Origin of the sequence: Pseudoalteromonas arctica A 37-1-2 (assembly GCF_000238395.3) — a bacterium.
Classification (GTDB): Bacteria; Pseudomonadota; Gammaproteobacteria; order Enterobacterales; family Alteromonadaceae; genus Pseudoalteromonas; species Pseudoalteromonas arctica.
On record NZ_CP011025.1, the window covers coordinates 2,859,672 to 2,884,087 of the forward strand.

Consider the following 24,416-nt stretch of genomic DNA (forward strand, 5'->3'; position numbering starts at 1 on the left):
TAGCATAAATGCCAAAAATGCGCTGCCCGAAGGGTTCTGCCTAGGGGAGATTGACTCTTTGTTACTAGGTTACAAACCTCGCGCCGCGATTAAATCTTCCTTGGGTTGAAAAAATTTCAATCCTGAAAGGTCAACAAGTCCTTCTTAAAACATAATCTTACAATTACTTACACCCAGTACATAGTTATTAGCGTAGGCTAAATATAAACCAACTTACATAAGTGTATTACGTTTAAATTTACGCTAATTAGCAAACCGCCAGCGCTGGACCCTACGTTAAGTTGTGCGCTGATGTTGCTTATATAAGTGAATAATAAAAATGTAACGATACAACTAAATATAAAAAAGGGATTTGCATGATAAAACCACTTTGCTATTCACTCATCACTTTACTTACCCCCATTAGCGCTATAGCTCAAACAATGGCAATAAAAACAACGGATGAATTAGTATCAACCGATTCAGAGATTTTATTTGCATATAATAAAGAATCAAAACAATTAGAAGCCATCAATTTACTCACATCACTAAGTAGTGAACTTGCTTTACCAAAAAATGCCATCGGGTTTGATGTGGCTACACTTGCTAACATTACCGATAAACAAGCACTCGTACTAACAAGTGATGGCGTATACAAAGCCCATGCTGGTAAACCAACACTATTGTTTAATTATGAGTCGGTTCTAAATCAATTAAAAATAGATAAATTTGAAAAAGTAGACTTTGTCTTCGATGCCAACAACGACGGTCTAAGCGATATTTTCATTCCTGGGTTAGCAAGCAGTACTTTATACATTCAAAATAAAGATGGCAGCTTTAAGCCTAACAAATTTAAACAAACACCTATGTATGAAGGCAGCTTTTCAGGAAAAGGGCTTTCTCTAGAAGTTAATATTAACAATAAACCCGTTGTTATTGATTTTAACCACGACGGGTTAAGCGACTTGGTTTTTTCAAATGACTTTGGAGCAGATGTACTACTTGCTAATTCAGAAGGCTTTGAGCAAAAGCTCACCTCAATTGATTTTAACATCGAATTAGGCGAGCTAAGCAATGGCGAAACTCGCAAAATAAAGCAAATTATTGATATTAATAACGACGGATTTCTAGATTTTACAACTAGACAGTTTAAGCCAACGCAAGGTATGGATTCGTTAGATATAAAAATAGCACATACTTTGTACCTAGGAAGTGCTAAAGGCTTTAGTAATACGCCCATTACCTTATTTGAAACACAAGGCCCTAGTGAGTTATTGCTCAAAACTGATTTTAATAATGATGGCTTAATTGATTTACAAAAAATGGATTTAGATATTGGCTTAGGTACTATTGCGTCTATGGCATTGGGCGGTGGCAGTACTGATGTAGATGTAGAAATGAACATTTATAAGCAGCAACCCGACGGCTCATTTGCCAATAAATCGAGTATAGAACTTGATTTAGAAATGGAAGTAGGAATGAACGGCGATGATTCCGAGCCAGCCCTATATTTAGGTGATATTAACGGCGACAGCTATATTGACGCAGTATACAAATACAGTAAAAAAACGCTGTATATTTATTACGGAGAGCAAGACTCACTCCTAAATGATAAACGTAAAAAATTAAAACTAACACTGCCTAAAAATAATAAAGATATTCTTCTGGTAGACATAAACCAAGACGGTAAAAAAGATTTTGTATTTAAATTTACCGAAGAAGATGGCACCAGCAAAATAGAAACACGCTTAAATTAAGCCAATAAAAAAGCCCAACAGAGTTAACCGTTGGGCTTTGGACTTAAGACTTTCGAGTAACAGTCAGCTTTACTCTAAGTTATAACACCTAAGCAGTTACATTTAGCAGTGAATCGCCATCACTTAAACCAAACTTCTCTTGCACTGATGCAAGGATTGATTCTTTATCTTCATCAGACAACTGGCTTGAATACTCAGTTAATAGCTCATCTAAATAGCTGACTACTTCGTCTGTATCTACTGATTCTAATGAGTTTTGTGGCGGCGGTGGCGGTCTTTGACCTTCCACTCGTCCTGCATCACCAATGCTTTTAGCATCAAACTCAAGTTCGCTCATTAAATCAGCAAGCTCTTTTGTTGGTTCAATACCTTGTTCTTTAAATGCCGCTTGAATACTTTGCGCGTTTTCTTCGGTTAAGTTTTCAGCGTCAAACTCTGCAAGCGTTTCTTTAACAAAATCGCTTTGCTCTGTTGTTAGTTTTGCAGCCTGACTACTTTGTTGCGGCATAAAATTCGCAGAACTACTGTTAATACTATTAATCATTTTAGTATCCTTTCAGCGTTCACGACGAGGTGGTTTATGATCGCTAAGTTCTTGTTCACTAATTTCGCCATTACCATCGGCATCTATAGAATCAAAAATTGTTTGTGCATCGCCGTGTGGCGGTTTTTTAGCACTAAACTCTTCAAAGCTAATTACGCCATCACCATCAGTATCAATAGTTGAAAAGTCAGGTTTTTCAGGAGGATTGTCACCGCCTCGAGCAGCTACATTAGCTGAAAAAGCAATAGATAATATTGCCACAGTGGCAAGAGTTGAAAAATGCTTCATAGTAATAACCTCGTATTTAAGAATTAAACTAAGCTTACGCTTTAAAAGCGCAAACAATGTGCAAATAATGAGGAAGTAATAAATTATTTTAATAAAAAATAGTAATCTAAATACTTATTTAAAAAGTTCTGGTTGATTGCTTTGCAATCAATATATAAGCTAATAAAATAATACGATTAATTACTCTCAGGCAGTAGTGTTACTGCCCTTAATTCTCAAAGCTGATATACTGCTTGAGCCAATTAAACAAACAAATACAGAGCACTTTCATAAATAATGATTAATAACCAACCCTACTTAGCAGGCAATCTGTGAAAATACCTAAACGCCTACAACCCCTTGTTGATGATGGCCTTATTGACGAAGTTATAAGCCGACTAATGAGCGGTAAAGAAGCCGATGTATTTATTGTCCGCTGTGGTGAGCACATTCGCTGTGCGAAAGTGTATAAAGACGCGGTTAAACGTAGCTTTAAAAAAGCGGCACAATACCAAGAAGGCCGAAAAGTACGTGGTGGACGCCAAGCGCGTGCTATGGGTAAACGTTCTAGCTATGGCCGTCAATTAGAAGAAGAGATTTGGCAAAATGCCGAAGTTGATGCGTTATCTCGTTTAGCTGGCGTGGGTGTACGTGTTCCTGATACTTACTTTTGTATTGATGGCGTGCTGCTTATGGAACTCGTGTCGGACGAGAATGGTAACGTAGCCCCTCAACTTGGACATGTCGTTTTTAGTGAAGAGCAAGCGATTGAGCAGCATAAACTCATGATGCATTACATTAAGCTTATGCTTTGCGCAGGTATAATACACGGCGATTTATCTGAATTTAATGTACTTGTAGATAATAACGGCCCTGTAATTATAGATTTACCGCAAGCAGTTAACGCTTCAGCAAATAACAGTGCACAAGCTATGTTTGCACGCGATGTAAATAACATACGCCGCTATTATGGTGAATTTGCGCCAAGCATACTAAAAACTCAATACGCTAAAGAAATGTGGGCATTATTTGAAGAAGCAAATTTAACGCCTAATTCAACGCTTACTGGTGAATTTGAAGACAGTGACGAACTTGCCGATGTAGATTCTATTCTTGATGAAATTCAAGCTGCCGAATACGAAGAGTTTGACCGTTTAGAGCGAATTAAAAATGCTGACGATGATGAATAGCTCATCGTCATAGCTTACTAATACCTCTTACTGCGGGTGCACAAATCGGTAGCCAACCCCATAAACAGACTGAATAACACTTTCAGTTTGTGTCACTTCATCTAGTTTTTTACGCAACTTTTTAATATGGCTATCAATAGTACGATGGCTCACAATACGCTGATCGGCGTACATAGTGTCCATTAAACTATCGCGCGAATAAATACGATTTGGGTTGTTAAACAAAGGTTTAAATAGCTGAAATTCAAAGTTCGTTAGCTCTATGCGGCTTGATTTGTATTTTACGCTGTAGGTGCTCTCGTCGAGCTTCATTGTTGACTCTGTAACATCACTTGCGCTACTTAATCGCCTTAATATAGCTTTAACTCGCGCCACCAGCTCAGCATAACTAAACGGCTTACAAATATAATCATCTGCACCTAACTCAAGTCCAAGCAGCCTATCTATTTCTTCTACTTTTGCCGATACCATAATAATAGGCACATTTGAAAAGCGCCTGATTGCTTTACATAGTTCAATACCACTTTGGCCTGGTAGCATTATGTCGAGCAAAATTACGCTCGGCCTGTTAATTTCAAGCCAAGGTAATACTTCATTTCCGTGATGTATTTGATGAGTAACAAAATGATGGCTACTTAAAAAGTCACTCATTAAGTTAGCCAGCTTTACTTCATCTTCCACAATCAGTATTTGTTCGCTCATAGAGTTCTCTGTTATTAGTAATCCAAAATTAGGATAAAAATACCATATCAAACAAAGTTCAAGTTACGTACTTTTTATATGAATCAACTAAAGCTAAATAGTTGGTAGCCTAATAATAATAGCAAGACCACCTAGAGTGGCTTTTTCAGCAGCTATTTCACCATTATGGCCTTTAACTATATGTTGGCAAATAGATAAGCCCAAGCCCGAACCGCCCTCTTGGCGATTACGCGAACTATCTACTCGATATAAATACTCAAACAAATGCGATAAATGCGACTGCTCTACACCTACGCCATTATCTTCAATTATAAGCTCTAAGTAGGTTTGCCCTTTAATGCTTATATTATTAGCCGTTAATGAAATAGTGGTGCATTGTGCATAGTGCACCGCGTTCATTAAAATATTATCGAGCAGCTGCAAAAGTCGGGTTTTATCTGCTTGTACAGTTATGTGTTTAGCGCTATTTAGTAAGTAAATTTTTATATTATGTTGTTCAAGCACAGCCTGATATTTTTGCTCAATAGTATTTAATAATAAAGCCATATCAGTAGGTTGCATAGTGTAATGCATACCCCCTAACTCTGCGCTATTGAGCATATGCAAATCATCTATTAAGCGTTTTAAATGCAATGCCTCGTCGTTAGCCGAGTTAATATTTTTTGCATTAGGCTCACGTATTCCAAGTAGCATAGCTTCAAGTTCACCGAGCAAAATACTCATTGGCGTTCTAAGCTCGTGAGAAATATTGGCAAGCCAGCGTTTGCGCACTTGCTCGTCTTTAGCGAGTGTAAATGCAAGGATATTAAAATCTTCGCTTAATTGGCCTAATTCGTCTTTTCGCTCAAGCGTAAGTTTGGTCTCGTAATTACCTTGCGTTAAGCGATGCATACCATTAGCAATTTGTTTTACTGGGCTAACTAAGTGACGAGACAATAAAAAGGTAACTAGCAATGTAAGCAATACAGCGGCTAAAGCAATAAACCATAAGTAGTTAGTTTGCTGCTGTAAAAAATCAAGCTCATAACCATCAACCAAGCTATCTCTTTTAGATACAGCTAAGTAACCCACTGTTTTATCGCCCACTGTAATTGGGGTTGTTATATATTTTAAATCGCTGAGGTATCTACCCTCTACTCGCTGTTTATTTTCGTCAAGCAAAGCGTAGTGAGCAATATTTTCAGGTGGTAGGCGGCGCTCTTCCCCTAAACGAATATGATCGGGTGGCGGCCGTCGCATCATTCCCCCTCTGGGGCCTGGACCTTCTGGTGGCCTAGGTAAAAACTGGCTATTTTCTAGCTGCGATTCAATAAGTTTTCTAAAATTTTCGCCATTGCCGACAACACGTTCCCATGAGGGGTTTTGTTCGTATTGCTTTGCAAGTTGCACAACAAGTGGTTCAAGCGCTTTTACTTCTTTTGCATTAACAAAATCAATTACGCCTTGCCCTATACTCCATTGTATAAGTACTACTAGCCCTGCAATAACACTAAAGGTAAAACTAAATAGTATTAAAAAAAGTTTATTATGAATTTTCATTAATTCGTGTTTTCAACCTTGCTAGGAAAGCTTTCAAATCGGTATGTTATAAACTCTTTGGTTTGATCGTTAACATACAGCGTAGCAACTATTTTTTTGCCCTGAGCGGTCCAATACATATGACCATGATTATTTAAAGTAACCGATACGGTATTTATACCACTTTTAAATAAGTTAGCAGGTAAATGCAATGCATGTCCGTAAATTCGCTGTATTTTAACCCCATTTATATATAAATGAGCATGACCTTGTAAAAAGCCAGTGTCATCGTTTGTAGTAACGCTCATCATTTGCTGCATGTTCATTGCGCCCTCAGGGGGTACAGATAAATCATAGCGCTGCGTATCTAAAATTAAGTTATAACCCGACATACTATCTTTTAATAACTTAAGGCTTAATGCCGGGATTGGCTTATCACTTGGCACTGCTATAGGCATATGGCTATGATCCATCATTTCCTGCTGCGCAAAGAGCTTAAAGCTCAATAGCGCAGCAGTAGTTAGGATCAATGCGTATTTAAAATAACGCATAGTTACTCCTTACATTCCCGGTGGTGGACCCATTGTTTCGCCAGTATCACAGCGACCAATTGAATTATCGGCTAATTGACCTTTAAAACGAGGCCCTATTTGATAAGGAAAAGAAGGCTGTAATTTACCATCACTGTCTAACGTTAGTGTTATATGGTAGTGATAACCCTTGCCATCGTTAGTATCGTGGCCGTTATGCTCATCTAATTGAGCACCGGTTACTGTTTTTTGTGCGTAGTAGAAATCTTCAAAGTAATAACCATCGTCGGCATTTAATGTATTACCAGAGAGCGTCGTTACTTCTGCGCCAATAGCAGGACCTGCATCACTTGTTTGTGTGCCTTGGCTAACATCGTATTGATCGACTAAAGTACAGCTTCGCTCACCTTCAGTACCACAACCACCTTCACTTTCTGACGCGCCATAATCACGCATTTCCCAGCCGCTTAATGCAAGTTGACCGTTACTTTCATAAGGACCATAAAGCGGATAGCCATCAGCTGCAAACCCATAAATAGGTGAATGCGCATCGCCATCATCTTCAAGTAAATCAGCTAAGCAACTAGTATAAAAATGGTGATGATATTCACCGTTAGCAGCATGTCCGCCACACACATCAACATCGTATTGCTCAGCAATGGGCGCTAATGTATACCAAATATTATTACCGTAGCTCATACCATCGCCCCAGTTAAATATACTGGTGCCATTAACCATTAAGCCAACTGTACCTAAACCTGTTTCACAAGTTTCAGTGTCAGATAAATCGGTAGGTGTTATCGGAAAATACGCCTCAACTGTTTGTTCTGTTGGGCAACCTGGTCCTGGAGGCCAATAGCCTGCACCGCCTGTATCATCACAGTTTTCAGTGCTGCTGTTATAGCCAATATCTTCACCAAACGAAATGGTTTGCCCTACTGCTGCTGAGGTTACACCGTTATAAAAATCGGTAGCTGCACGCGGGCGGTTATTTAACGCGTCTACTTGGTCTTGTGTAAGCGTTACATCATATTTAGGAATGTCAGTTGTTTGCACGTACATGTATTCAACGTCAGCATCTTCCTCAGAAACAGTAACAACCTCAACTGATTGAACATCTTCAACCACTGCGCCATTGTTTTGTATATAAGTGGAGGTTGTATCGTTGTTAATTAACCAGCTGGTAAGTTTTGCACTATTATCAACTGCACCAGTATCTGAGCCTGAGTCGGATGAAGCAATAACATTAACTATAACGGTATCTACAACGACATCGTTTGTGCCGTCATCTGCACTGATTTCAAATACAAGTGCTTCATCGGTTAATACCTCAGGTGCAACAAACTCAGTAGACGTTGCAGTACTTGAAGATAAGCTAACGGTAGTGCCTGATGTTTGTGACCAGCTAACAGATACTTCGCCATCATCTTCAACTGTTGAAATTAAATAAACGGTATCGCCCGCATTAACAGTTTGGTCAATACCGGCGTCAACCGTTGGAGCACTATTACTGACCGTTTCGCCGTCTGTTGTAGTACTTGTAGAATCGCTGTTACATGCGCTTAAAGCGATGCAAAGCGCGCTTAATGCAAATAACTTAGTTACATTAGAGGCTTTTGTTTTAAGAAGTGTTTTCAATGTTTGAACCTTTACTTTAACGTTTAATAAAACAAAGTTAACAAGTAAAAGTGCAAACAATGTGCACAAACTAAGGAAGAATAAACATAAGACTAAATTTGTGGTCGTTTAAGTACAAATTTGTCTTTAGTGGTTGCATAATAATCCCCACCCATTCTACCTACCGCATCTAAAAGTGTTGGGTCAATATAACCATCAACAAGCACCTCATCGTCTATACAAATACCCACTATGTCTAACAACATCATTTGTCCGCCGCCAGGCTCGCTTGAAATAGTAATAACTTCACGTAGCTTACACTCATAGCGTACTTTTGAATCAGCAACACTCGGCACTGCGACCATTTGGCTATCAATTTTAGTTATATTTGCAGCATCAAACTCACTAACATCACTAGGATAATTAGCACAGCTTTGATTCATTTTTTCAACCTGCTCATGACTCACAATGTTAATCACACATTCTTTAGTCGCTAATAAGTTAATTAATGTATCTTTACTTGGCTTATCGCGTGGATTTACTTGCGTCACACTCAATACTGGTGGGTTACAACTCGCTACTGTAAAAAATGAGTAAGGAGCAATATTAGCCACACCGTCGCTACTTAATGTACTTATCCATGCAATTGGACGAGGACTGATCCCGCCAACTAAATACGAATAAACATTAAGCTCTTTATTTACAGTTAAATCTAAAAACATACTTTTCCTTTTAATACATTAAAACTAAATCTTAATTCAAGTTAGTTACGTATAGGTTTGGCTGACTCAGTTAAATAACAAGCTAATTTTTATCTCTATTTAAAGCAATAAACAAATTATATGAAAATAAACATCGTGTGGTTTAAACGTGATTTGCGTCTTAGCGATCATCAACCATTAAAAAATGCATTCAGTAATGGCTTACCTACCCTATTACTTTATAACTTTGAGCCATTGCTGCTCGAAGATGCACACTACAATGAGCGGCACTGGCGCTTTGTATATCAATCTGTCGTTGAGTTAAACAAGCAACTAGCGCGCTTTAATGCCTGTGTTTATATCTTTAATTTAAATATGAGCGACTTACTTGAGTCATTAAAGGCACAGTTTGAAATAGTAAATATTTTTAGCCATCAAGAAATAGGCTTAAACAACACCTTTGAGCGCGATAAAGCAATAAAAGCATGGTGCCAGCATAACCATATTAACTGGCAAGAGTCGCAAACAGGCGCGGTTATTCGCGGCAAAAAAAATCGTAATAATTGGAACGAACGCTGGCAGCAAACAATGCAAGCACCTATTGCTGTTCCTAATTGGAAGAGTATAAAAACAATTACCCTCAATAACTACCAAACACCTGAGCTACCAAGCGCTTACATGCAAGATCACGACAGCTTTCAACAAGGCGGCCCGCTGCATGCGCGAACTGTAATGCAGAGCTTTTTTGCCGAGCGCGGTAAAGGTTATCAAAAAGGAATATCGAGCCCAAGTTTAAGCCAAACACATTGCTCCCGACTTTCGCCGTACCTAGCATGGGGGAACATTAGCCTTAGGCAAGTGTATCAAATGGCCATTGATGAATATCATTCAAAACACCCTGACAAAAGAGGCTGGAAGCGCCCGCTTGCTGCGTTTGTATCGCGCTTGCATTGGCACTGCCACTTTATGCAAAAGTTTGAGAGCGAATGTTCTATGGAGTTTTTAGCCCTTAATCCGGGTTATCATGTATTTCCGTATCGTGATGATGAACATGTTAAAAACGATATTGAACGCTGGGCGCAAGGTCAAACAGGTATTCCCATTATTGACGCTTGCATGCGCTGCTTAAAAGCCACCGGCTATATAAACTTTAGAATGCGCGCCATGCTTGTAAGCTTTGTCACGCATCATTTAAATATAAGTTGGCAGCAAGCAAGCTTTCCGCTCGCTAATTACTTTTTAGATTTTGAGCCAGGGATTCATTATCCGCAAATTCAAATGCAAGCCTCGGTCACAGGTATTAATACCATTAGGCACTACAACCCAATTAAACAATCAGAAGATCAAGACCCAACAGGTTCGTTTATTAAAAAGTGGTGCCCCGAGCTTGAAAAACTCCCTATTGAATATTTACATCAGCCTTGGGAGCAAACTCCGATGGAAGCGCTCTTTAACGACTTTAAGTTAGGGGAGGATTACCCTGAACCCATGCTTGATTTAACAGCGGCCTCAAAAGAAGCACGCGAGCGCTTATGGCAATACCGTGAGCGAGCCGATGTTAAACGCGCCATAGGGAGAATTCTTAGAAGGCACGTAGCAATTACGCCAAAAACAACCCAAGTAAAAAATAACACTAAAAGTAACAGCAAGGCTAAGTAAGCATGGCGCACAAAAAACTAAACTTACCTCAAAAAATATGCCCTATTTGTAATAAACCTTTTACGTGGCGTAAAAAATGGCAGCGCGACTGGGATAACGTTATTTTCTGTTCAGAGCGCTGCAGGCGTAATAGATAAGAGTAATAATTAACTGGCGTCTATTTTGCAACATCATCAGTAATTAGTGCTTTTAAGGCTTTATATAAGTTTATTTTGTAAATAACGCTTAGCTAACCTGAAAAGCTTACACTCAAGCAAGGAGAAGATGATGACTATTAAAAAAACGGCTAGTTCAACATGGTCTGGCGATATTAAAACAGGCAAAGGTAGCATATCAACTCAAAGTGGCGCGCTTAACAAACAACCTTATGGTTTTAATACCCGCTTTGAAGATAAGGCAGGCTCAAATCCTGAAGAATTAGTAGGTGCAGCGCACAGTGCATGTTTTAGTATGGCGCTTTCGCTTGCATTAGGTGATGCAGGCTTTACCGCAGATAAAATTGATACTAAAGCCACTGTAAGCCTTAATGAAGTAGATGACGGTTTTTCAGTAACGCATATTGCTCTTGAGGTAAAAGCGCGTATTGATGATATTCAAAACGAGCAGTTTCAAGCCTTATGTGAGCAAACCAAAAAGAGCTGCCCTATTTCCAAGCTCTTAAATACCGAAATATCACTAGATGCGACACTTCAATCAGCATTTTAAATATTTAGACTTAACTGTTTAGACAGTTCCTTACTAAAAAAGCCAAGTAAGTAATTACTTGGCTTGCTTATTATAAAGAAGTATTTTTAGGTTTATTCCTACTCAAAGTACTTACTACAAGCCCTATTCCCATCCCAATTGCTGGCCATACTACCCATATATAACTAGGCGAAGTTAGTAAATTTATAACGCTTAGCAAAGTTAAAATAAGTAAATATCCTTTAATTTTTTTGCCTAATGTCACTGTATTGCTCATTTATATTCTCCAAGTAATGTATGTCGCTATTATTGTTTTAATAAGCAACGTACACACCTGCTAAATGTCACTAAGTGATCTGACATTAGTCATCACTTTTCATTTAATTACATAGTTATTTATTATGTATAAAAACATAAAAAACAATACTTTAATCTATTTGTGTTAGAATCTAATCTCAACTAACCTAAACAAATAAACATAAAAGGATGAGCTAAATGAGCGAAAAATCAAAAGATTGTGAAAAAGTTACGTGTAGTAACTGTGCTGACGCTAACGATCTCGAATTTGATTTTTCTATGGCTTTTCAACCGATTATAAACTGTAAAACTAATCTTATTTATGGCTATGAGGCATTGGTTAGGGGTTTAAATGGCGAGTCTGCTTATTCAATCATTTCAAAAGTGAATGAAGACAACCGCTATGCATTTGATCAGCTTTGTCGTATTAAAGCCATTCAACTAGCCTCAAAGCTGGGCATAACATCAATGCTAAGCATTAACTTTTTACCTAATGCTATTTATAAACCAGAGCGATGTATACGCACCACGCTAGAAGCTGCAAAAAAATATAACTTCCCAATTCAAAATATTATGTTTGAATTTACTGAAGTAGAAAAAATAGAAGACACCGCACACATTAAACGCATTGTTGATTACTATCAGTCTCTCGGATTTAAAACCGCCACTGATGACTTTGGTGCAGGTTATTCTGGTTTAAATCTACTGGCTGACTTTCAAACAGATATTATCAAGCTTGATATGGCGCTCATACGTGATATAAGCAACGACAAAAAACGCCAACTAATAGTAACTCATTGCTTAAATATGTTTCGCGATTTAAACATCACTCCATTGGCTGAAGGGATTGAAACAGTACAAGAATATACATGGCTTAAAAACGCAGGTGTTGAACTTATGCAAGGGTATTTATTTGCCAAACCAAGCTTTGAAAACTTGCCTGAGGTAAATTTTGAGGACATAGGTGCTGATTAACTCAACACCTATTATTTATTAAAACCTTATTGAATTTAAGTAAGGCTTAAACTACATATTACCTAGCTCTATCATCATCGCTGTGTACATACGCAAATTAAGCTCAAGTTGCTCAATGGTCATAAATTCATGCTCTGAGTGACCTGTGTAGCGCTTACCTGGCATTGAAGGACCAAACGATACCGCATTATCAAACAGCTTTGCGTTAGTGCCACCACCTATTGATACAAAGTCAGCTTTTTCGTCGCCCGTAAAATGCTTAAAAATATCAAGCAGCTTTTGCGCATGCGGCGCGCTATCAAGCAGCATAGGTGTGCCAATGATTGTTTCTATGTTGGCAAGCGTTACATTGTTAGTGGCTTGCCAATTAGCGAGCGCATCATCAATTTGCTTTTGTAATACAGCTTCGTCTTTACCCATAGGGCGACGTGCATTTACAGCAAGTGTTAGCGCATTACCATCGCGCTCAATAACGGTTGGTGCCACTGTCATCGGGCCCATAAAGTCGTGCTTATAGGCTATTTCGCCAAACTGTTTACCGTGAATATCTAAACCAATTAACTGATTTACAAAGTCGATTAGCTCGCCGTCACTGTTATTTTCAAGCTCCACACCTTTAAATAACTCAGCTAAATAGGCAATCGCATTTATACCCGACTCTGGCTCAGATGAATGCGCCGACATACCTTTAACGCTTATTGCTAAACCATTACTTTTTTCACTAAAGTTAAACTCAACTTTATTTAATGTTTTGGCTTTGGCTTTTAATGTAAAAATAAGTGCAGCGTCTGCATTGTGAAGTACTAAACTTGCATCTTCTGGAATTTGGCTTCTAAACGCACCGCCAGTTACATCCTTTACATATAAACCCGTCTGTGGTGATGTTGCATTAAAAGTAGGTGCAATTAAGCTCCAGCCTTTCTCGGCAACCACTACAGGGTATGATGCATCAATCGTTACTGCATATTTTGGTTGTTCATACGTTTTCATAAATTGAGTAAGCGGACCCCAATCAGACTCCTCTGCAAGGTAAATCATAAGCTCAATACGGTTATTAAGGGTTATGCCTTTATCTTTAATTGCTTTCATGGCGTAAAGCGCTGTTGCTATTGCACCTTTATCGTCTTCCGTACCACGACCAACTAATTTTCCCGGTTCAGATGTATCAATAATAAAAGGACTTTGTTTCCATTTGCTAGCATTAGCAGGTTGCACGTCGCCGTGCGTTACTACCGTTACTTTTTCGCTTTGCTCGCCCATACCAATTAATACGGTGTACCCTAAATCTTGATAGTCAAAACCAAGCTCTGCGGCTTTCATTTTTAAAAGTGCTTTAAAGCCAATAAAATCGGGATTTTGAGGAGCTGTAATGTCGCTTTTATTAACGGTCGGAAAAGCCACTAAGTTAGTTAGTGTGTGTATTTGAGCATTTTGGTAGTTATTTACTGCGTAATCGGCAACGCTATCAATATTTTTATTTAACTGCGCATGAGCACCAAACGCAAATAAAGCAATACTGGCTAAAGCTAACTTTTTCAAAACAATTCCCATTTAATTAATAACTAAGAGCGGTAATTATAACGCTATGAAGCGCTTACTTATAGCTCTTTACGCTAAACACGCAGGTAACTTAAGCTGAATATTTATATAGCAGCTTTTATGAGGATGACTGTATAATGCGCGACTTAAAATTAACAGGGTATTTAATTGTGAACCGTCGTAAAAAAATCGTCACTAAATTTCAAAAGAAAGATAAACGCACTAACGCTAAACTACATAAAAGCAACAAACCTGGTTATGTGTCAAAAGCTGAGCGCGAAAAACTAGCTGAACAAGAAAGTAATGAGCCACAGGCAATCCAAGAGTAACTTTACGCTACCCGTTGCTTTGATAATTTAAAGTGGCAAAAGTACCGAGCACTTACATAACCAACTACTGCCGTGGCAACTATAAGTTCAAACGTAGCTAAGTAATTAACTGTATCTACATATGGCATTGCGAGGTTTATACTTTGCATCCAGTCTTTCATTTTAAATAATGCAGTTGCCCCAATAACCATTGGAAATGTAAAAGCAGCGTAGCTCGGCGTAAAAGGTCTGCGTAATAACTTTATAAATAACACATAAACAATCAGTGTTTTTATTATCGCTAATATAAATAATGCCCATACTATAAAGAGTGATGGATTAGCAACAATATGAAAATACCCCGCTAATGTTAAACTGGCAGGCGCAGCTAAAATGGCAAGTGTTGGCTGTATTTCGTAGTCACTTTTTAATGCTAATAAAAAACGATAAAACATAATTGGCAGCATAATACTGTACGTTGATATACCAATCACCAGTGCGCTATAAGCTAACCACGCTAATGTCGGATTTCCCGAAAAAGTAACATCTGCAATAATTATCCCCACTGGCGGCACAAACCAGCTGGGCGCCATATCCTCAAAGTTAAACTTTTTTGCTCGCTGGTATAAAAAACTCATCAAAAATGTAAGATGCAGCACAAAAGCTAAAACCCACATAATGTCGCCAGCTAATGAGTTAAATTGCCCAACTGAGTTTGAAATAACAAGATTAGCCATTGCAAATGTAGGGATCACACTTCCTGCAACTGGGTGTGCTAAATCGGCTTTTAATAAATGAGGGTGTAGTAAAAACTTAGCAGCCAAAAGTAAAACTAATACGCCAGCTAGTACCGCTCCCAAAAATTGCCCTTGGGAGTTTAAATTAAAAACGTTTTCCCATGCCCATCCCATACTAGCAATACCCAAAGCTAAACCGGCCATAGCTGTTGGCGCACCCATCACTTTATTTTTAAATTGCTTAAACACTGTATTTCCTAATTATTGGGTGATGAACAAGTTACTGCTTTTTACTGCATTGCCTTAAAATAACGCTGTAAAATTAGTACAAGCGTGCTTAATAGAACGCTTTTTGCGTACAAATATTTCATAAAAATAAGTTTACGGCTTACATATTAAAACGTAAAAAAAGCCATAACACAGTTATGGCTTTTACTTTATTTTTAAAATTTAGTTTAGTTAGAACGCGTAACTAACGCTTACATTAAATGAACGCCCCTGCCCTACAAGTTGTTCAAACCCGTTGCTGCTATCTTGTTTAAGTGCCGCAATACTTACACCACCTAATGGGAGCTGGTAATACTCATCAAACACGTTACTCACTTCAGCACTTAGCGTTAATGAATCCCATGTGGCTTTAGAGCTTAAATTAACCAGGCTGTAGCTGTCTGTTTGGTTTTCAAAACGATCATTATCTACACGGCTTTTAGTATCTACCCACTGCCAAGATAACGCATTTTCAAATCGACCTATTTGCTGGCTAATACCTAGCTGAGTTTGCAATGGTTTAATTTGATAAAGCGGCTGGTTAGTATCGTCGCGCTTACCTCTGGTATTAGTAACATTAGCGTGTAACTGCCAGTTACCTAATTGCTTAGATTCATAAATGTTGGCTGTTAAATCTATTTTTGCACCATATAAAATGGCATCTACATTAGTAAACTGCAAAATGTTACGCGCTGTGTTGTCCAAGTCATAACTATTGAAGCTTCTTACAATATCAGCATCAATATAATCATTCACATCTGTATACCAAACATTGGTGCTTAATCGCCAACGGTCATCTTTAGCCGATTTAATATAAGTAGCACTTAAAGTATGCGCTGTTTCAACGTCTAAATCAGGGTTACCAATATAACCATTACCATCGCCATACCAACCAATCATGGTGGTTGCCATGGTACTTACACCCCAACTATATCGCTCGTATAAATTAGGCGCGCGGTTTTTACGGGCAAGACCAAATTGCAGCTCATCATAATTTGTTATTTGGTAGTTAATTAAAAAGTTAGCATCAACTATAGTGTCGGTTTTATCTCTGTCGCCAGCATTAAAATTCTGTGCGGCAATAGTGTTATCTGTAGACATATCGCTCATGGTCATACTGCTCATATCGTCCATATTCATCATGCTCATACCGTCGTTGTAAGGCTGAACCTCACCTACTTGGGTATTAACACTTTCAATACGTACACCTGCGTTTAGCCACAGTTTTGTATTTATTTGGCTCTCATATTCAGCAAATGCTGCTATGCGCTCTCGTTTGCCATTATTTATATTTACGTAATCGTTTGGTCCCATCATGGTTGAGCCTTCAATACCTGGCCACCAATCATCAATGCTGTAATTGTAATATTCTTGGCCGAGTAAAATACTGCTGTTTTTATCAAGCGCAATACGCCATTTAAGCTGCGTACTTATATCTTGTGCATCAGTTTTCATTCGCATCATGCCTGTTTTTTCTTCACTGAAAAAACCCATTTCGTGCTTTACGCTATGCCAGTTAACTTGCCCTTCAAGCTCGCTGTTTTCAAAGGAGCGCTTGTATTGAGCTATTGCACCGTAACTGGTGTTATCGGTCATATCCATATACTGATTTGCAAATCCCTGATACGGGATTTTTTGATGCGTTAGCTTTATAACTAATTGCTGTTTATCATCGCGCATAGCGGCGGTTAAACTATGATTTTGTGCTCGATACAATCTATCTAATACTACATCGCTGTTACCGTCTTCATAACTATCTGCGTCACTAAACGAACCCTGATAATTAAGGCTAAACGTGTTACTAGCTAAACGTGCACCTACGCCAAGTTTACGTCCGTTATCAACGCTACTGTACTTTGCTGACACATAACCTGAGTGCCAACCTAATTCATTGCTATCGCTATACTGTGGTGAAATAGAATTAACGCTTATTACACCAGCAATATTATCGCCGCCCGCGCTTACAGCCGACACGCCTGCAACCACATTGTAAGACGTAATTTGATTAGCCGAGATATACGAAAGTGGCGGGTTCATATGATTAGCGCATGCAGCGGTTACATCTGCACCATCAACTAACACTTTAACTCTGTCGCCCATTAAACCATTTAAAATAGGTAAGTTAGATACGCCGCCCGCTGCTGAAAAATCGACACCTAAATCACTTAATAACGATTCTGACGAACCAAGTGCTAAATGCTTATTTTGAGCATGTCCGTGTACTTCAATCACTTCTAAAGGCGTATCGTCGGCAAATGCAAAAGGAGATAGCACACCGCTAATAAAAAGTGCGACAGGAGTTAGTAAATATGTTTTTTGAGTTTTGCTTTTATAAACCATTGTTAATTTATGCCACTGTAATAATTGGCGTAATTATAGTGTGAGTTGCAAAAGCAAAAGCGCGACATATTGTCGCACTTTATCAATTTAGAATGTTGTTAGGTGTGTTTGAGCACATAAGAAGGCAGCTTTAAACATAGGAACATGCAATTAACTAAGTATTTAACTTAGCTACCGTTTGAGAAACAATATCGGCTCCACGTTCAATCTCTTTAATGACCTCAGACACATTAGCAATAAGCTCTCTTCCTTGTTTTGATGAGTCTGAAACTGACGTTATTTGCTTTGATATATCATTAGTGAGCTCTTGGTTATTTTTAACAACACTTGCTATTTCATTAGTAGAGCGACTCGTGCTGGCTGCAAGCTGCCTTACTTCATCAGCTACTACAGCAAAACCTCGACCATAATCACCAGCACGCGCCGCTTCTATTGCGGCATTAAGTGCCAGTAAATTAGTTTGATCCGCAATGCTGCTAATTGTCGAAACAATGGAGCCTATGACCGCAGACTGTTCATTAAGATTTTTTATTAAATCTACCGATTTAAGTACTTGGCTTACAATGGCGTCGGAGTTCGCTATAGAGTTTTGTAGTATTTCAGAGCCTTTTTTAGCGGTTGTAGCAGTAGCTACCGCCGATTCATGTGCTATTGCAGCGGCTTCTGTCACTGCACTGTTATTGTTAATTCGATCGGTAATATTTGATGCAAACTTAATTATTTTAATTACATTACCTTTGCTATCTAAAATTGGGTTATAAGTTGCTTCTAACCAAATTTCTGAACCGTCGGCGGCAATACGTTTAAATTTTCCTGACTTAAACTGCCCCTGCGCTAATTCACTCCAAAAGCGTGGGTTTTTCTCATAAAACAATTTAGTACAAAACATTTTATGATGCTTGCCTACAATGTCTTTTAAGCTATAACCTATTGTTGCTAAAAAGTTTTGGTTCGCCTTTAAAATATTACCCTCTGGGGTAAACTCTATTGTAGCCAAGGCTTTATCAAGTGCATTTGCAATAGCTTCTTGCGCTTTTCTTTGTATGTAACTGGTCGTAATATCAGAGGCTATTTTAATAACTTTGGTGACTACGCCGCGCTCTTCTACAGGAAAGTAAGTTGCCTCAAGCCAAAGCTTATCGCCATTAGCTTTGTACCTTAAAAACGAGCCTGCTTTAGAATTCCCTGTTTTTAATGCTTGCCAAAATTGACTATATTCGTTTGACTTTGCATATTCAGGTTCGCAAAACATACGATGATGCTTACCAATTATTTTCTCTTTGCTATACCCAATCGTTTTTAAAAACAACTGGTTTGCGTCTAATATTATTCCATCAGGTGTAAACTCTATATAAGCAACGTGCTTATTAATTGCCGATAAAATAGATTGTTTTTGAATTAATTGAAGCTCCATTTCTTCAATTTTTGCGTTTCTTTTAGAAATACCAAACATATAAAAACCTTAAGGAGTAAATTAGTACAAAAATTAGCAAATTAATGTGATATCAATATGTAGCTGTACTGTAAATATAAGCTTTAAATAACCTTTCGGCTAATATTTAATATCTTATATATATATGCTTTATAAATAGTTTTTTTATTTTATAAATGTTAAGTAGTATTTTCTTCTAATTAACATTTTAAAAACCTAATAAAACCACTAATTTATGCATGACTCTGTACTTTTTTTAACTTAAAATAGCGCCCTCACAGACTACCCTCTCACACCAAAATTTAAGCATACACATAATATGTCCTATTCAAGATCTATTGTGCAGTTTCATTTTTAAAATTAAACCTTAAGGGATCATCTATGACATCAGATGTAACGTCGGCATCTAGTCAACTTAACAGAACCGCTATTTTACTCGTATTAGCGCTAGGCACATTTATTTTAGGATTATCTGAGTTTTCGATGATGCCTATGCTGCCACTAATTAGCGAAACATTTGGCTCAACGCCATCACAAAGTGGCTATGCAATTAGTGCTTACGCCATTGGTGTTGTAGTGGGCGCCCCTATTTTAATGCTTACCACTGCTAATATGAGAAAGCGCAAAGCATTGCTCATATTTATAAGCTTAATGTTTGTCTCAAACGGATTAAGCGCGATGGCAACGTCGCTTGAGCAGCTTGTAATATTTAGATTTTTAAGTGGTTTACCTCATGGTGCATATTTTGGCGCGGCTATTTTATTAGCATCGGATATTGCCCCAAAAGGTAAGCGTGCTAGCTTTATGTCTAAGGTGTTTATGGGTTTAACTGTGGCTACTATTGTTGGTGTGCCTGTTGTAACACTTGTGGGTCAAAACCTTAGTTGGCGGTATTGTTTAGCCGGCGCTGCAGTGCTTGCATTTATTGCTTTTATTTTTGTTTATAAAGTAGTTCCAAATATAGATAACGCTAAGCCTTCTAACTTACTAAACGAGTTTGGCGTACTTAAAAACAAACTGGTTTGGTCTATTTTGGGTATTGTAATTATTGGCTTTGGTGGGGTGTTTTGTATTTATACTTACATTGCAGACACCATCTTAGTGGTAACAAAAACAGCCCCGTATACTATTTCTATCGCAATGGTAATGTTTGGTATTGGTTGTACGCTCGGTAACTATGTACTGGGTAAAGCAGCCGATAAATCAGCAATTAAAACGACTGGCCTTGCGCTTGTATGTACCATTGTATTTGCCTTTGCTTATGTAACGGCAAGCCATAATATTTGGGCTCTTTATGCAGTGATCTTCTTTATTGGTTGCAGTGTGGGCTTGGCTACGCTGATTCAAACGCTTTTAATGGACGTTGCGCCCGAAGGCCACGCTATGATTGGTGCCTTAGTACAGTGCGCATTTAATACTGCCAATGCTATAGGCCCTTGGGTCGGTGGAATTGCAATAGCACAGGGTGCTGCACCTAATCAAACAGGTTACGTAGCAGCTGCATTATTTTTAGGTGGTTTGGGTATGTGGCTACTAAGTTACTTACAACTAAATAAACAGCAACCAACAGCGCAAGCTACTAATTAACTTGAGTTCAGATTAATTTAAAATACAAAAAGAGCCGCTAATTAGCTAACACCGATCAGTTAAGGTATTTTTGATCGGTTGACCGATCTTTTGGTTGCTTCACAATACCCTTATCATCTTTTGATTATGAGGGTATTTTTATGCTTAGTCATTGGTTACTTGATACGGATATATTCGCCACTCCTGACTCTTTATCTACATTTCAGAAACATATCCCTCTTGAGTGGATTTCTAATGTGCTCGAGCAGACCGATAAAGCAAGTATTCGCAAACGTAAGTTACCTGCTGAGCTTGTCGTCTGGCTTATCATTGCAATGGGTCTTTTTCGCGACCGCTCTATTAGTGACGTTGTTGAGAAGTTAGATTTAACACTCACTGATACCCTGGGCGATACGGTTGCTCCAAGTGCTATTCCTCAAGCGAGACAGCGCCTGAGTAGCGACCCCCTCCAAGCCTTATTTCACCTATGTGCGGCCCATTGGACACAAGAAGAAGATGCTGATGATACGTGGTATGGACTCCGGTTATTTTCTGTCGATGGAACGCAATTTCGTGCACCTGATACACCTGCTCTTGCTGAGCACTTTCACTATATTAAGCACAGTAAAAACCGTCATACAGAATATCCTATTGTACGCCTATGCGCCTTAAGCTCCTTGCGTAGCCGGTTGATACACCACGTTGCCTTCGGGCCCAGTTATCAAGGTGAGGTGAACTACGCAAAGCAGTTATTTAGTCATGTAAGTGATAACAGTCTAACTATTTTTGACCGATGTTATCTCAGCGCTGAGCTACTGATTAATTGGCGTAAGCAACACCCACAGTCGCACTGGATGGTCCCGATTAAAAGCAACACGCAATACACCGTCATTGAATCTTACTCTGAGCATGACTTCAAAGTAGAAATGAGTGTATCTGCGCATGCCAGAAAACAAGACCCTTCGCTTCCTGAGTGCTGGCAGGCCAGACTGGTTCTTTATCCTGAGCCAATGGGGCCTGGAAAAATAAAAGGTCTGCTGTGCTCTTTGGATGATAAACAGGCTTTTGGTGCGCAGGCCATTCTTGATGTCTATTTCGAGCGCTGGGAAATTGAAAATAGCTATGGAGAAATAAAACACCAGATGCTTGAGGATAGTATTCTTTTGCGTAGTCAGACTATGGATGGAGTCAATCAAGAGCTATGGGGTATATTGCTAGCCTACAATTTAATTCGAGTAGAGATAAGTCGAATAGCCAAAGAGGCTAAAGTCTCCCCGCTGAGAATTAGTTTTGTCATGGCTTTGCGGGATATACAGGATGAAATACTCTGGTGTGCCATCGCTTCGCCAGGTTCAATTCCAAAGAAATTAAGGGCAATGCGAGAACGAGTGAAACGTTATATTCTTCCAGAAAAAAGAAAACGGCCCAAAAGTAGGACCGTTCGAATTTCAAAAACTCGGTACACCATTAAGTCAAAGCATGCTTAACTGAATGGTGTTAGCTAATTAGCGGCTCTTTTATTTTTAATTTACCTAGGGCCTGTTGACCTTTCAGGATTAAAATTTGTTCAATCTAGGGGCGATTTAATCGCGGCGTGAGGTTTGTAACCTAGTGGGCTAAGTAAAAACCGAGCAACAAAGAGTAAATTGCCCCTAGAAAGAACCCAAAGGGCAGCGCATGTTTGGCATTTATGCTGCGTTATCGCCTACTTACGGGGAATAACCACACTACATAGGCTCTGCCTTGCCTAAATACCAAACAGTCTGCTGCAAATTTAACCTCGAAAGATAAACAGGCCTTAGTAAATTAAGCGTTTAACGATGCCATATCAATAACAAAGCGGTATCGTACGTCTGACTTTTCCATACGCTCGTATGCCGTGTTAATTTCGTCAATGTTGATCATTTCGCACTCAGGTAGCACGTTATTTTCACCACAAAAGTCGAGCATTTGTTGCGTCTGTGCAATACCACCAATAAGTGAGCCTGCAATACGACGGCGACCCATTAATAATGGCACCGTGCTTAGCTCATCTACAGGACCAACTTGGCCTACAATAACTAAAGTACAATCTACATCAAGTAGTGGTGTGTAAATAGATAAATCATGTTTTACAGGTACCGTATCTATAATGACGTCAAAGGCAGATTGCGAGTCTTTCATTTCGTCATCATTAGATGACACTAAGTAGTGCTGAGCACCCAATTTAACCGCATCATCTTTTTTAGACTCACTACGGCCAATTACCGTAACGCTTGCGCCCATTGCAACTGCATTTTTAACGGCCATATGGCCAAGTCCGCCTAGACCAACAACACCAACACGGCTACCTTTTTTTACGCCCCATTTATGAAGTGGCGAGTAAGTAGTAATACCTGCACAAAGTAGCGGTGCTACGCGAGAAAGGTCTAAATTTTCTGGTACGGAAAGTACGAATTCTTCGCGTACAACAACATGTTTAGAATACCCACCTTGGGTCATTTCACCACTAATGCGGTCTTTGCCTGCGTAAGTACCAATCATACCTTCGCGGCAAAATTGCTCTTCATCGTTATCACATTGATCGCAGCTTTGGCACGAATCAACCATACAACCAACAGCAACCGTGTCGCCTTGCTTGTATTTTTTAACGTCGCTACCTACCGACATAACTTTACCAACAATTTCATGCCCAGGTACTAATGGGTAGTCACTGCCACCCCAATCATTTCGTACGGCGTGTAAATCTGAATGGCACACACCACAGTATAAAATTTCAATTTCTACATCGTTATTTCGTAAATCGCGGCGCTCAAAAGAAAATTCTGTCAATTCAGAACCTTGGCTTTTTGCTGCATATCCTACTGTTTTCATAATAACTCCATAGTGGTTAAAAATTTAAATCATCAACAGCATAGTACATAGTCTGTGAATAGAACCTGACAATATAAAATAGGCACAAAAAAAGCCCAAACAGTGTTTGGGCTTAATCGTTAGGACTAGGGAGCTAAATTTAATTATTTTGCAAGTAAGCTGTTTAATTCATTTATAATTGAATGAATGCGCTCTGCATTTTTTCCTAAATCACTACGCCCTACTCGCGACTTACTACGAATATCAACAAAACGTTGGCTGCCTTCATCTTTAATACGAATTACCACATCGTCTTTAAAACCAAACCACGTTGTTGTATCGGTAGCTTCCACAATACCTGTAGCCGTATTTGCACTTACCAATGCAAAGCCAAGATTTTTAACTGCTTGTTCGCTTGCTGTCATTAAATCGGCTTTAGATTGTGCAAAGCTTAAAGTTACCAGCTCAGGGTATGCTTTGCGTTGCTGTACTGCCGTTTCTTCACCCGCGTATTCTACTGGGTTAGATGCATTTGCACGCAGTGGTGCAATTGCTACAAATTTTGGTGGATTAACTAAATCAGTTGAAATGTCATGAATTGCCGGTACGCCTTCAGCCTTGTTCATCATATTAAGTGGCATAGCAATGGCCACAACCGAAAATACAAGTGCAATAACACCACTGCTTAGCGTTAACGTTTTACGCATAAATAACGCTTGTACTATAAGTAGCACCAATGCAGCGCCACCAGCATAAACGCCAAATTTAAACCCCGTAAACGCAACACCTAATTCTACAATACCAAATTTATACAAAGGCCCTGGCAGTATGACGAGTAAAAAAGCGATTAAACTAACTAAGCTCACTAAAACTTTCATTTTATGATTCCTATATTGTGTGTGATTTTTATTATTAAAACAGATAAGCACTATTAACCAGTAGCTTATACTACTAACAAGTGCTTTTAGATTACTA

23 protein-coding genes are annotated in these 24,416 nt (G+C 38.8%); 9 read left to right on the forward strand and 14 right to left on the reverse strand.

The window, feature by feature from the left end; translation table 11 throughout:
* Nucleotides 1-356 precede the first annotated feature (356 nt).
* Nucleotides 357-1,736 carry an FG-GAP repeat domain-containing protein gene (locus tag PARC_RS12925; protein ID WP_010555359.1) on the forward strand — a complete coding sequence of 460 codons (1,380 nt, stop codon included), beginning with the start codon at nt 357-359 and terminating at the stop codon, nt 1,734-1,736.
* Nucleotides 1,737-1,824: 88 nt separating this feature from the next.
* On the opposite strand, the gene PARC_RS12930 is transcribed toward PARC_RS12925, so the two are convergent.
* Both PARC_RS12930 and PARC_RS12935 read right to left on the reverse strand, forming a co-directional pair.
* Nucleotides 1,825-2,280 (reverse strand): hypothetical protein, encoded by a 456-nt coding sequence (locus PARC_RS12930; protein ID WP_010555358.1) that lies wholly within the window; start codon nt 2,278-2,280, stop codon nt 1,825-1,827.
* 12 nt (nt 2,281-2,292) lie between these two features.
* Complete coding sequence (locus PARC_RS12935) at nt 2,293-2,568, reverse strand: EF-hand domain-containing protein (RefSeq protein WP_007581281.1); 276 nt, start codon at nt 2,566-2,568, stop codon at nt 2,293-2,295.
* A 311-nt stretch (nt 2,569-2,879) separates the two neighbouring features.
* Between PARC_RS12935 and PARC_RS12940 the strand changes: the two genes are divergently transcribed.
* Nucleotides 2,880-3,737 (forward strand): PA4780 family RIO1-like protein kinase, encoded by an 858-nt coding sequence (locus tag PARC_RS12940; RefSeq protein WP_010555357.1) that lies wholly within the window; start codon nt 2,880-2,882, stop codon nt 3,735-3,737.
* Nucleotides 3,738-3,764: 27 nt separating this feature from the next.
* Here PARC_RS12940 and PARC_RS12945 read toward each other — a convergent pair whose 3' ends face one another.
* The 5 genes from PARC_RS12945 to PARC_RS12965 all read right to left on the reverse strand — a co-directional run bounded on the left by PARC_RS12945 (nt 3,765) and on the right by PARC_RS12965 (nt 8,826).
* Nucleotides 3,765-4,439 carry a response regulator gene (locus tag PARC_RS12945; RefSeq protein WP_010555356.1) on the reverse strand — a complete coding sequence of 225 codons (675 nt, stop codon included), beginning with the start codon at nt 4,437-4,439 and terminating at the stop codon, nt 3,765-3,767.
* 93 nt (nt 4,440-4,532) lie between these two features.
* Nucleotides 4,533-5,978, reverse strand: coding sequence for an ATP-binding protein (locus tag PARC_RS12950; RefSeq protein ID WP_010555355.1), 1,446 nt, complete (start codon nt 5,976-5,978; stop codon nt 4,533-4,535).
* Nucleotides 5,978-6,508 carry a hypothetical protein gene (locus PARC_RS12955; protein ID WP_010555354.1) on the reverse strand — a complete coding sequence of 177 codons (531 nt, stop codon included), beginning with the start codon at nt 6,506-6,508 and terminating at the stop codon, nt 5,978-5,980. Before PARC_RS12955 ends, PARC_RS12950 begins: the two co-directional genes overlap by 1 nt.
* 9 nt (nt 6,509-6,517) lie before the next feature.
* Nucleotides 6,518-8,185 carry a YHYH protein gene (locus PARC_RS12960; protein WP_010555353.1) on the reverse strand — a complete coding sequence of 556 codons (1,668 nt, stop codon included), beginning with the start codon at nt 8,183-8,185 and terminating at the stop codon, nt 6,518-6,520.
* 32 nt (nt 8,186-8,217) lie between these two features.
* Nucleotides 8,218-8,826: a flavin reductase family protein gene (locus tag PARC_RS12965; protein ID WP_010555352.1), complete on the reverse strand. Its 609-nt coding sequence runs from the start codon at nt 8,824-8,826 to the stop codon at nt 8,218-8,220.
* A 120-nt stretch (nt 8,827-8,946) separates the two neighbouring features.
* Between PARC_RS12965 and PARC_RS12970 the strand changes: the two genes are divergently transcribed.
* From PARC_RS12970 to PARC_RS12980, 3 genes are all read left to right on the forward strand, one after another.
* On the forward strand, nt 8,947-10,464 hold the full coding sequence (locus PARC_RS12970; RefSeq protein WP_010555351.1) for a cryptochrome/deoxyribodipyrimidine photo-lyase family protein: 1,518 nt from the start codon (nt 8,947-8,949) through the stop codon (nt 10,462-10,464).
* A 2-nt stretch (nt 10,465-10,466) separates the two neighbouring features.
* On the forward strand, nt 10,467-10,601 hold the full coding sequence (locus tag PARC_RS12975) for a DUF2256 domain-containing protein (RefSeq protein ID WP_010555350.1): 135 nt from the start codon (nt 10,467-10,469) through the stop codon (nt 10,599-10,601).
* 130 nt (nt 10,602-10,731) lie between these two features.
* Nucleotides 10,732-11,169 carry an OsmC family protein gene (locus PARC_RS12980; RefSeq protein WP_010555349.1) on the forward strand — a complete coding sequence of 146 codons (438 nt, stop codon included), beginning with the start codon at nt 10,732-10,734 and terminating at the stop codon, nt 11,167-11,169.
* Between the two features lie 70 nt (nt 11,170-11,239).
* Here PARC_RS12980 and PARC_RS12985 read toward each other — a convergent pair whose 3' ends face one another.
* The gene (locus PARC_RS12985) at nt 11,240-11,425 is read right to left on the reverse strand and encodes a 2TM domain-containing protein (protein WP_010555348.1); all 186 of its coding nucleotides are present in this window, start codon (nt 11,423-11,425) and stop codon (nt 11,240-11,242) included.
* Nucleotides 11,426-11,643: 218 nt separating this feature from the next.
* Between PARC_RS12985 and PARC_RS12990 the strand changes: the two genes are divergently transcribed.
* Nucleotides 11,644-12,420 (forward strand): EAL domain-containing protein, encoded by a 777-nt coding sequence (locus tag PARC_RS12990; RefSeq protein ID WP_010555347.1) that lies wholly within the window; start codon nt 11,644-11,646, stop codon nt 12,418-12,420.
* 51 nt (nt 12,421-12,471) lie between these two features.
* Here the strand turns inward: PARC_RS12990 and PARC_RS12995 are convergent, their stop codons facing one another.
* Nucleotides 12,472-13,959 (reverse strand): dipeptidase, encoded by a 1,488-nt coding sequence (locus PARC_RS12995; protein WP_010555346.1) that lies wholly within the window; start codon nt 13,957-13,959, stop codon nt 12,472-12,474.
* Nucleotides 13,960-14,096: 137 nt separating this feature from the next.
* Here PARC_RS12995 and PARC_RS13000 point away from each other — a divergent pair, with 137 nt between their 5' ends.
* On the forward strand, nt 14,097-14,288 hold the full coding sequence (locus PARC_RS13000; RefSeq protein ID WP_010555345.1) for a DUF2986 domain-containing protein: 192 nt from the start codon (nt 14,097-14,099) through the stop codon (nt 14,286-14,288).
* A gap of 2 nt (nt 14,289-14,290) precedes the next feature.
* Here the strand turns inward: PARC_RS13000 and PARC_RS13005 are convergent, their stop codons facing one another.
* From PARC_RS13005 to PARC_RS13015, 3 genes are all read right to left on the reverse strand, one after another.
* Nucleotides 14,291-15,253, reverse strand: a complete 963-nt coding sequence (locus PARC_RS13005; RefSeq protein WP_010555344.1) for a TDT family transporter — start codon at nt 15,251-15,253, stop codon at nt 14,291-14,293.
* 210 nt (nt 15,254-15,463) lie between these two features.
* Nucleotides 15,464-17,611: a TonB-dependent receptor gene (locus PARC_RS13010; protein WP_010555343.1), complete on the reverse strand. Its 2,148-nt coding sequence runs from the start codon at nt 17,609-17,611 to the stop codon at nt 15,464-15,466.
* A 154-nt stretch (nt 17,612-17,765) separates the two neighbouring features.
* Nucleotides 17,766-19,064 (reverse strand): methyl-accepting chemotaxis protein, encoded by a 1,299-nt coding sequence (locus PARC_RS13015; RefSeq protein WP_007581244.1) that lies wholly within the window; start codon nt 19,062-19,064, stop codon nt 17,766-17,768.
* Between the two features lie 360 nt (nt 19,065-19,424).
* Between PARC_RS13015 and PARC_RS13020 the strand changes: the two genes are divergently transcribed.
* Both PARC_RS13020 and PARC_RS13025 read left to right on the forward strand, forming a co-directional pair.
* A complete protein-coding gene (locus tag PARC_RS13020) occupies nt 19,425-20,630 on the forward strand; it encodes an MFS transporter (RefSeq protein ID WP_007581242.1) in 1,206 nt (401 codons plus the stop codon).
* 140 nt (nt 20,631-20,770) lie between these two features.
* Nucleotides 20,771-22,096: an IS4 family transposase gene (locus PARC_RS13025; protein WP_096058061.1), complete on the forward strand. Its 1,326-nt coding sequence runs from the start codon at nt 20,771-20,773 to the stop codon at nt 22,094-22,096.
* Nucleotides 22,097-22,415: 319 nt separating this feature from the next.
* Here the strand turns inward: PARC_RS13025 and PARC_RS13030 are convergent, their stop codons facing one another.
* Together PARC_RS13030 and PARC_RS13035 are read right to left on the reverse strand one after the other, a co-directional pair.
* On the reverse strand, nt 22,416-23,462 hold the full coding sequence (locus tag PARC_RS13030; protein ID WP_010555165.1) for an NAD(P)-dependent alcohol dehydrogenase: 1,047 nt from the start codon (nt 23,460-23,462) through the stop codon (nt 22,416-22,418).
* Between the two features lie 143 nt (nt 23,463-23,605).
* Nucleotides 23,606-24,319 (reverse strand): DUF1499 domain-containing protein, encoded by a 714-nt coding sequence (locus PARC_RS13035; RefSeq protein ID WP_010555166.1) that lies wholly within the window; start codon nt 24,317-24,319, stop codon nt 23,606-23,608.
* Nucleotides 24,320-24,416: the final 97 nt, after the last annotated feature.

Excerpts from the sequence above, each read along its gene's own strand:
- PARC_RS12925 (WP_010555359.1), top strand. The coding sequence starts at position 357 with ATGATAAAACCACTTTGCTATTCACTCATCACTTTACTTACCCCCATT.
- PARC_RS12930 (WP_010555358.1), bottom strand. The coding sequence starts at position 2,280 with ATGATTAATAGTATTAACAGTAGTTCTGCGAATTTTATGCCGCAACAA.
- PARC_RS12935 (WP_007581281.1), bottom strand. The coding sequence starts at position 2,568 with ATGAAGCATTTTTCAACTCTTGCCACTGTGGCAATATTATCTATTGCT.
- PARC_RS12945 (WP_010555356.1), bottom strand. The coding sequence starts at position 4,439 with ATGAGCGAACAAATACTGATTGTGGAAGATGAAGTAAAGCTGGCTAAC.
- PARC_RS12950 (WP_010555355.1), bottom strand. The coding sequence starts at position 5,978 with ATGAAAATTCATAATAAACTTTTTTTAATACTATTTAGTTTTACCTTT.
- PARC_RS12955 (WP_010555354.1), bottom strand. The coding sequence starts at position 6,508 with ATGCGTTATTTTAAATACGCATTGATCCTAACTACTGCTGCGCTATTG.
- PARC_RS12965 (WP_010555352.1), bottom strand. The coding sequence starts at position 8,826 with ATGTTTTTAGATTTAACTGTAAATAAAGAGCTTAATGTTTATTCGTAT.
- PARC_RS12970 (WP_010555351.1), top strand. The coding sequence starts at position 8,947 with ATGAAAATAAACATCGTGTGGTTTAAACGTGATTTGCGTCTTAGCGAT.
- PARC_RS12975 (WP_010555350.1), top strand. The coding sequence starts at position 10,467 with ATGGCGCACAAAAAACTAAACTTACCTCAAAAAATATGCCCTATTTGT.
- PARC_RS12980 (WP_010555349.1), top strand. The coding sequence starts at position 10,732 with ATGACTATTAAAAAAACGGCTAGTTCAACATGGTCTGGCGATATTAAA.
- PARC_RS12985 (WP_010555348.1), bottom strand. The coding sequence starts at position 11,425 with ATGAGCAATACAGTGACATTAGGCAAAAAAATTAAAGGATATTTACTT.
- PARC_RS12990 (WP_010555347.1), top strand. The coding sequence starts at position 11,644 with ATGAGCGAAAAATCAAAAGATTGTGAAAAAGTTACGTGTAGTAACTGT.
- PARC_RS13000 (WP_010555345.1), top strand. The coding sequence starts at position 14,097 with ATGCGCGACTTAAAATTAACAGGGTATTTAATTGTGAACCGTCGTAAA.
- PARC_RS13010 (WP_010555343.1), bottom strand. The coding sequence starts at position 17,611 with ATGGTTTATAAAAGCAAAACTCAAAAAACATATTTACTAACTCCTGTC.
- PARC_RS13015 (WP_007581244.1), bottom strand. The coding sequence starts at position 19,064 with ATGTTTGGTATTTCTAAAAGAAACGCAAAAATTGAAGAAATGGAGCTT.
- PARC_RS13020 (WP_007581242.1), top strand. The coding sequence starts at position 19,425 with ATGACATCAGATGTAACGTCGGCATCTAGTCAACTTAACAGAACCGCT.
- PARC_RS13025 (WP_096058061.1), top strand. The coding sequence starts at position 20,771 with ATGCTTAGTCATTGGTTACTTGATACGGATATATTCGCCACTCCTGAC.
- PARC_RS13030 (WP_010555165.1), bottom strand. The coding sequence starts at position 23,462 with ATGAAAACAGTAGGATATGCAGCAAAAAGCCAAGGTTCTGAATTGACA.
- PARC_RS13035 (WP_010555166.1), bottom strand. The coding sequence starts at position 24,319 with ATGAAAGTTTTAGTGAGCTTAGTTAGTTTAATCGCTTTTTTACTCGTC.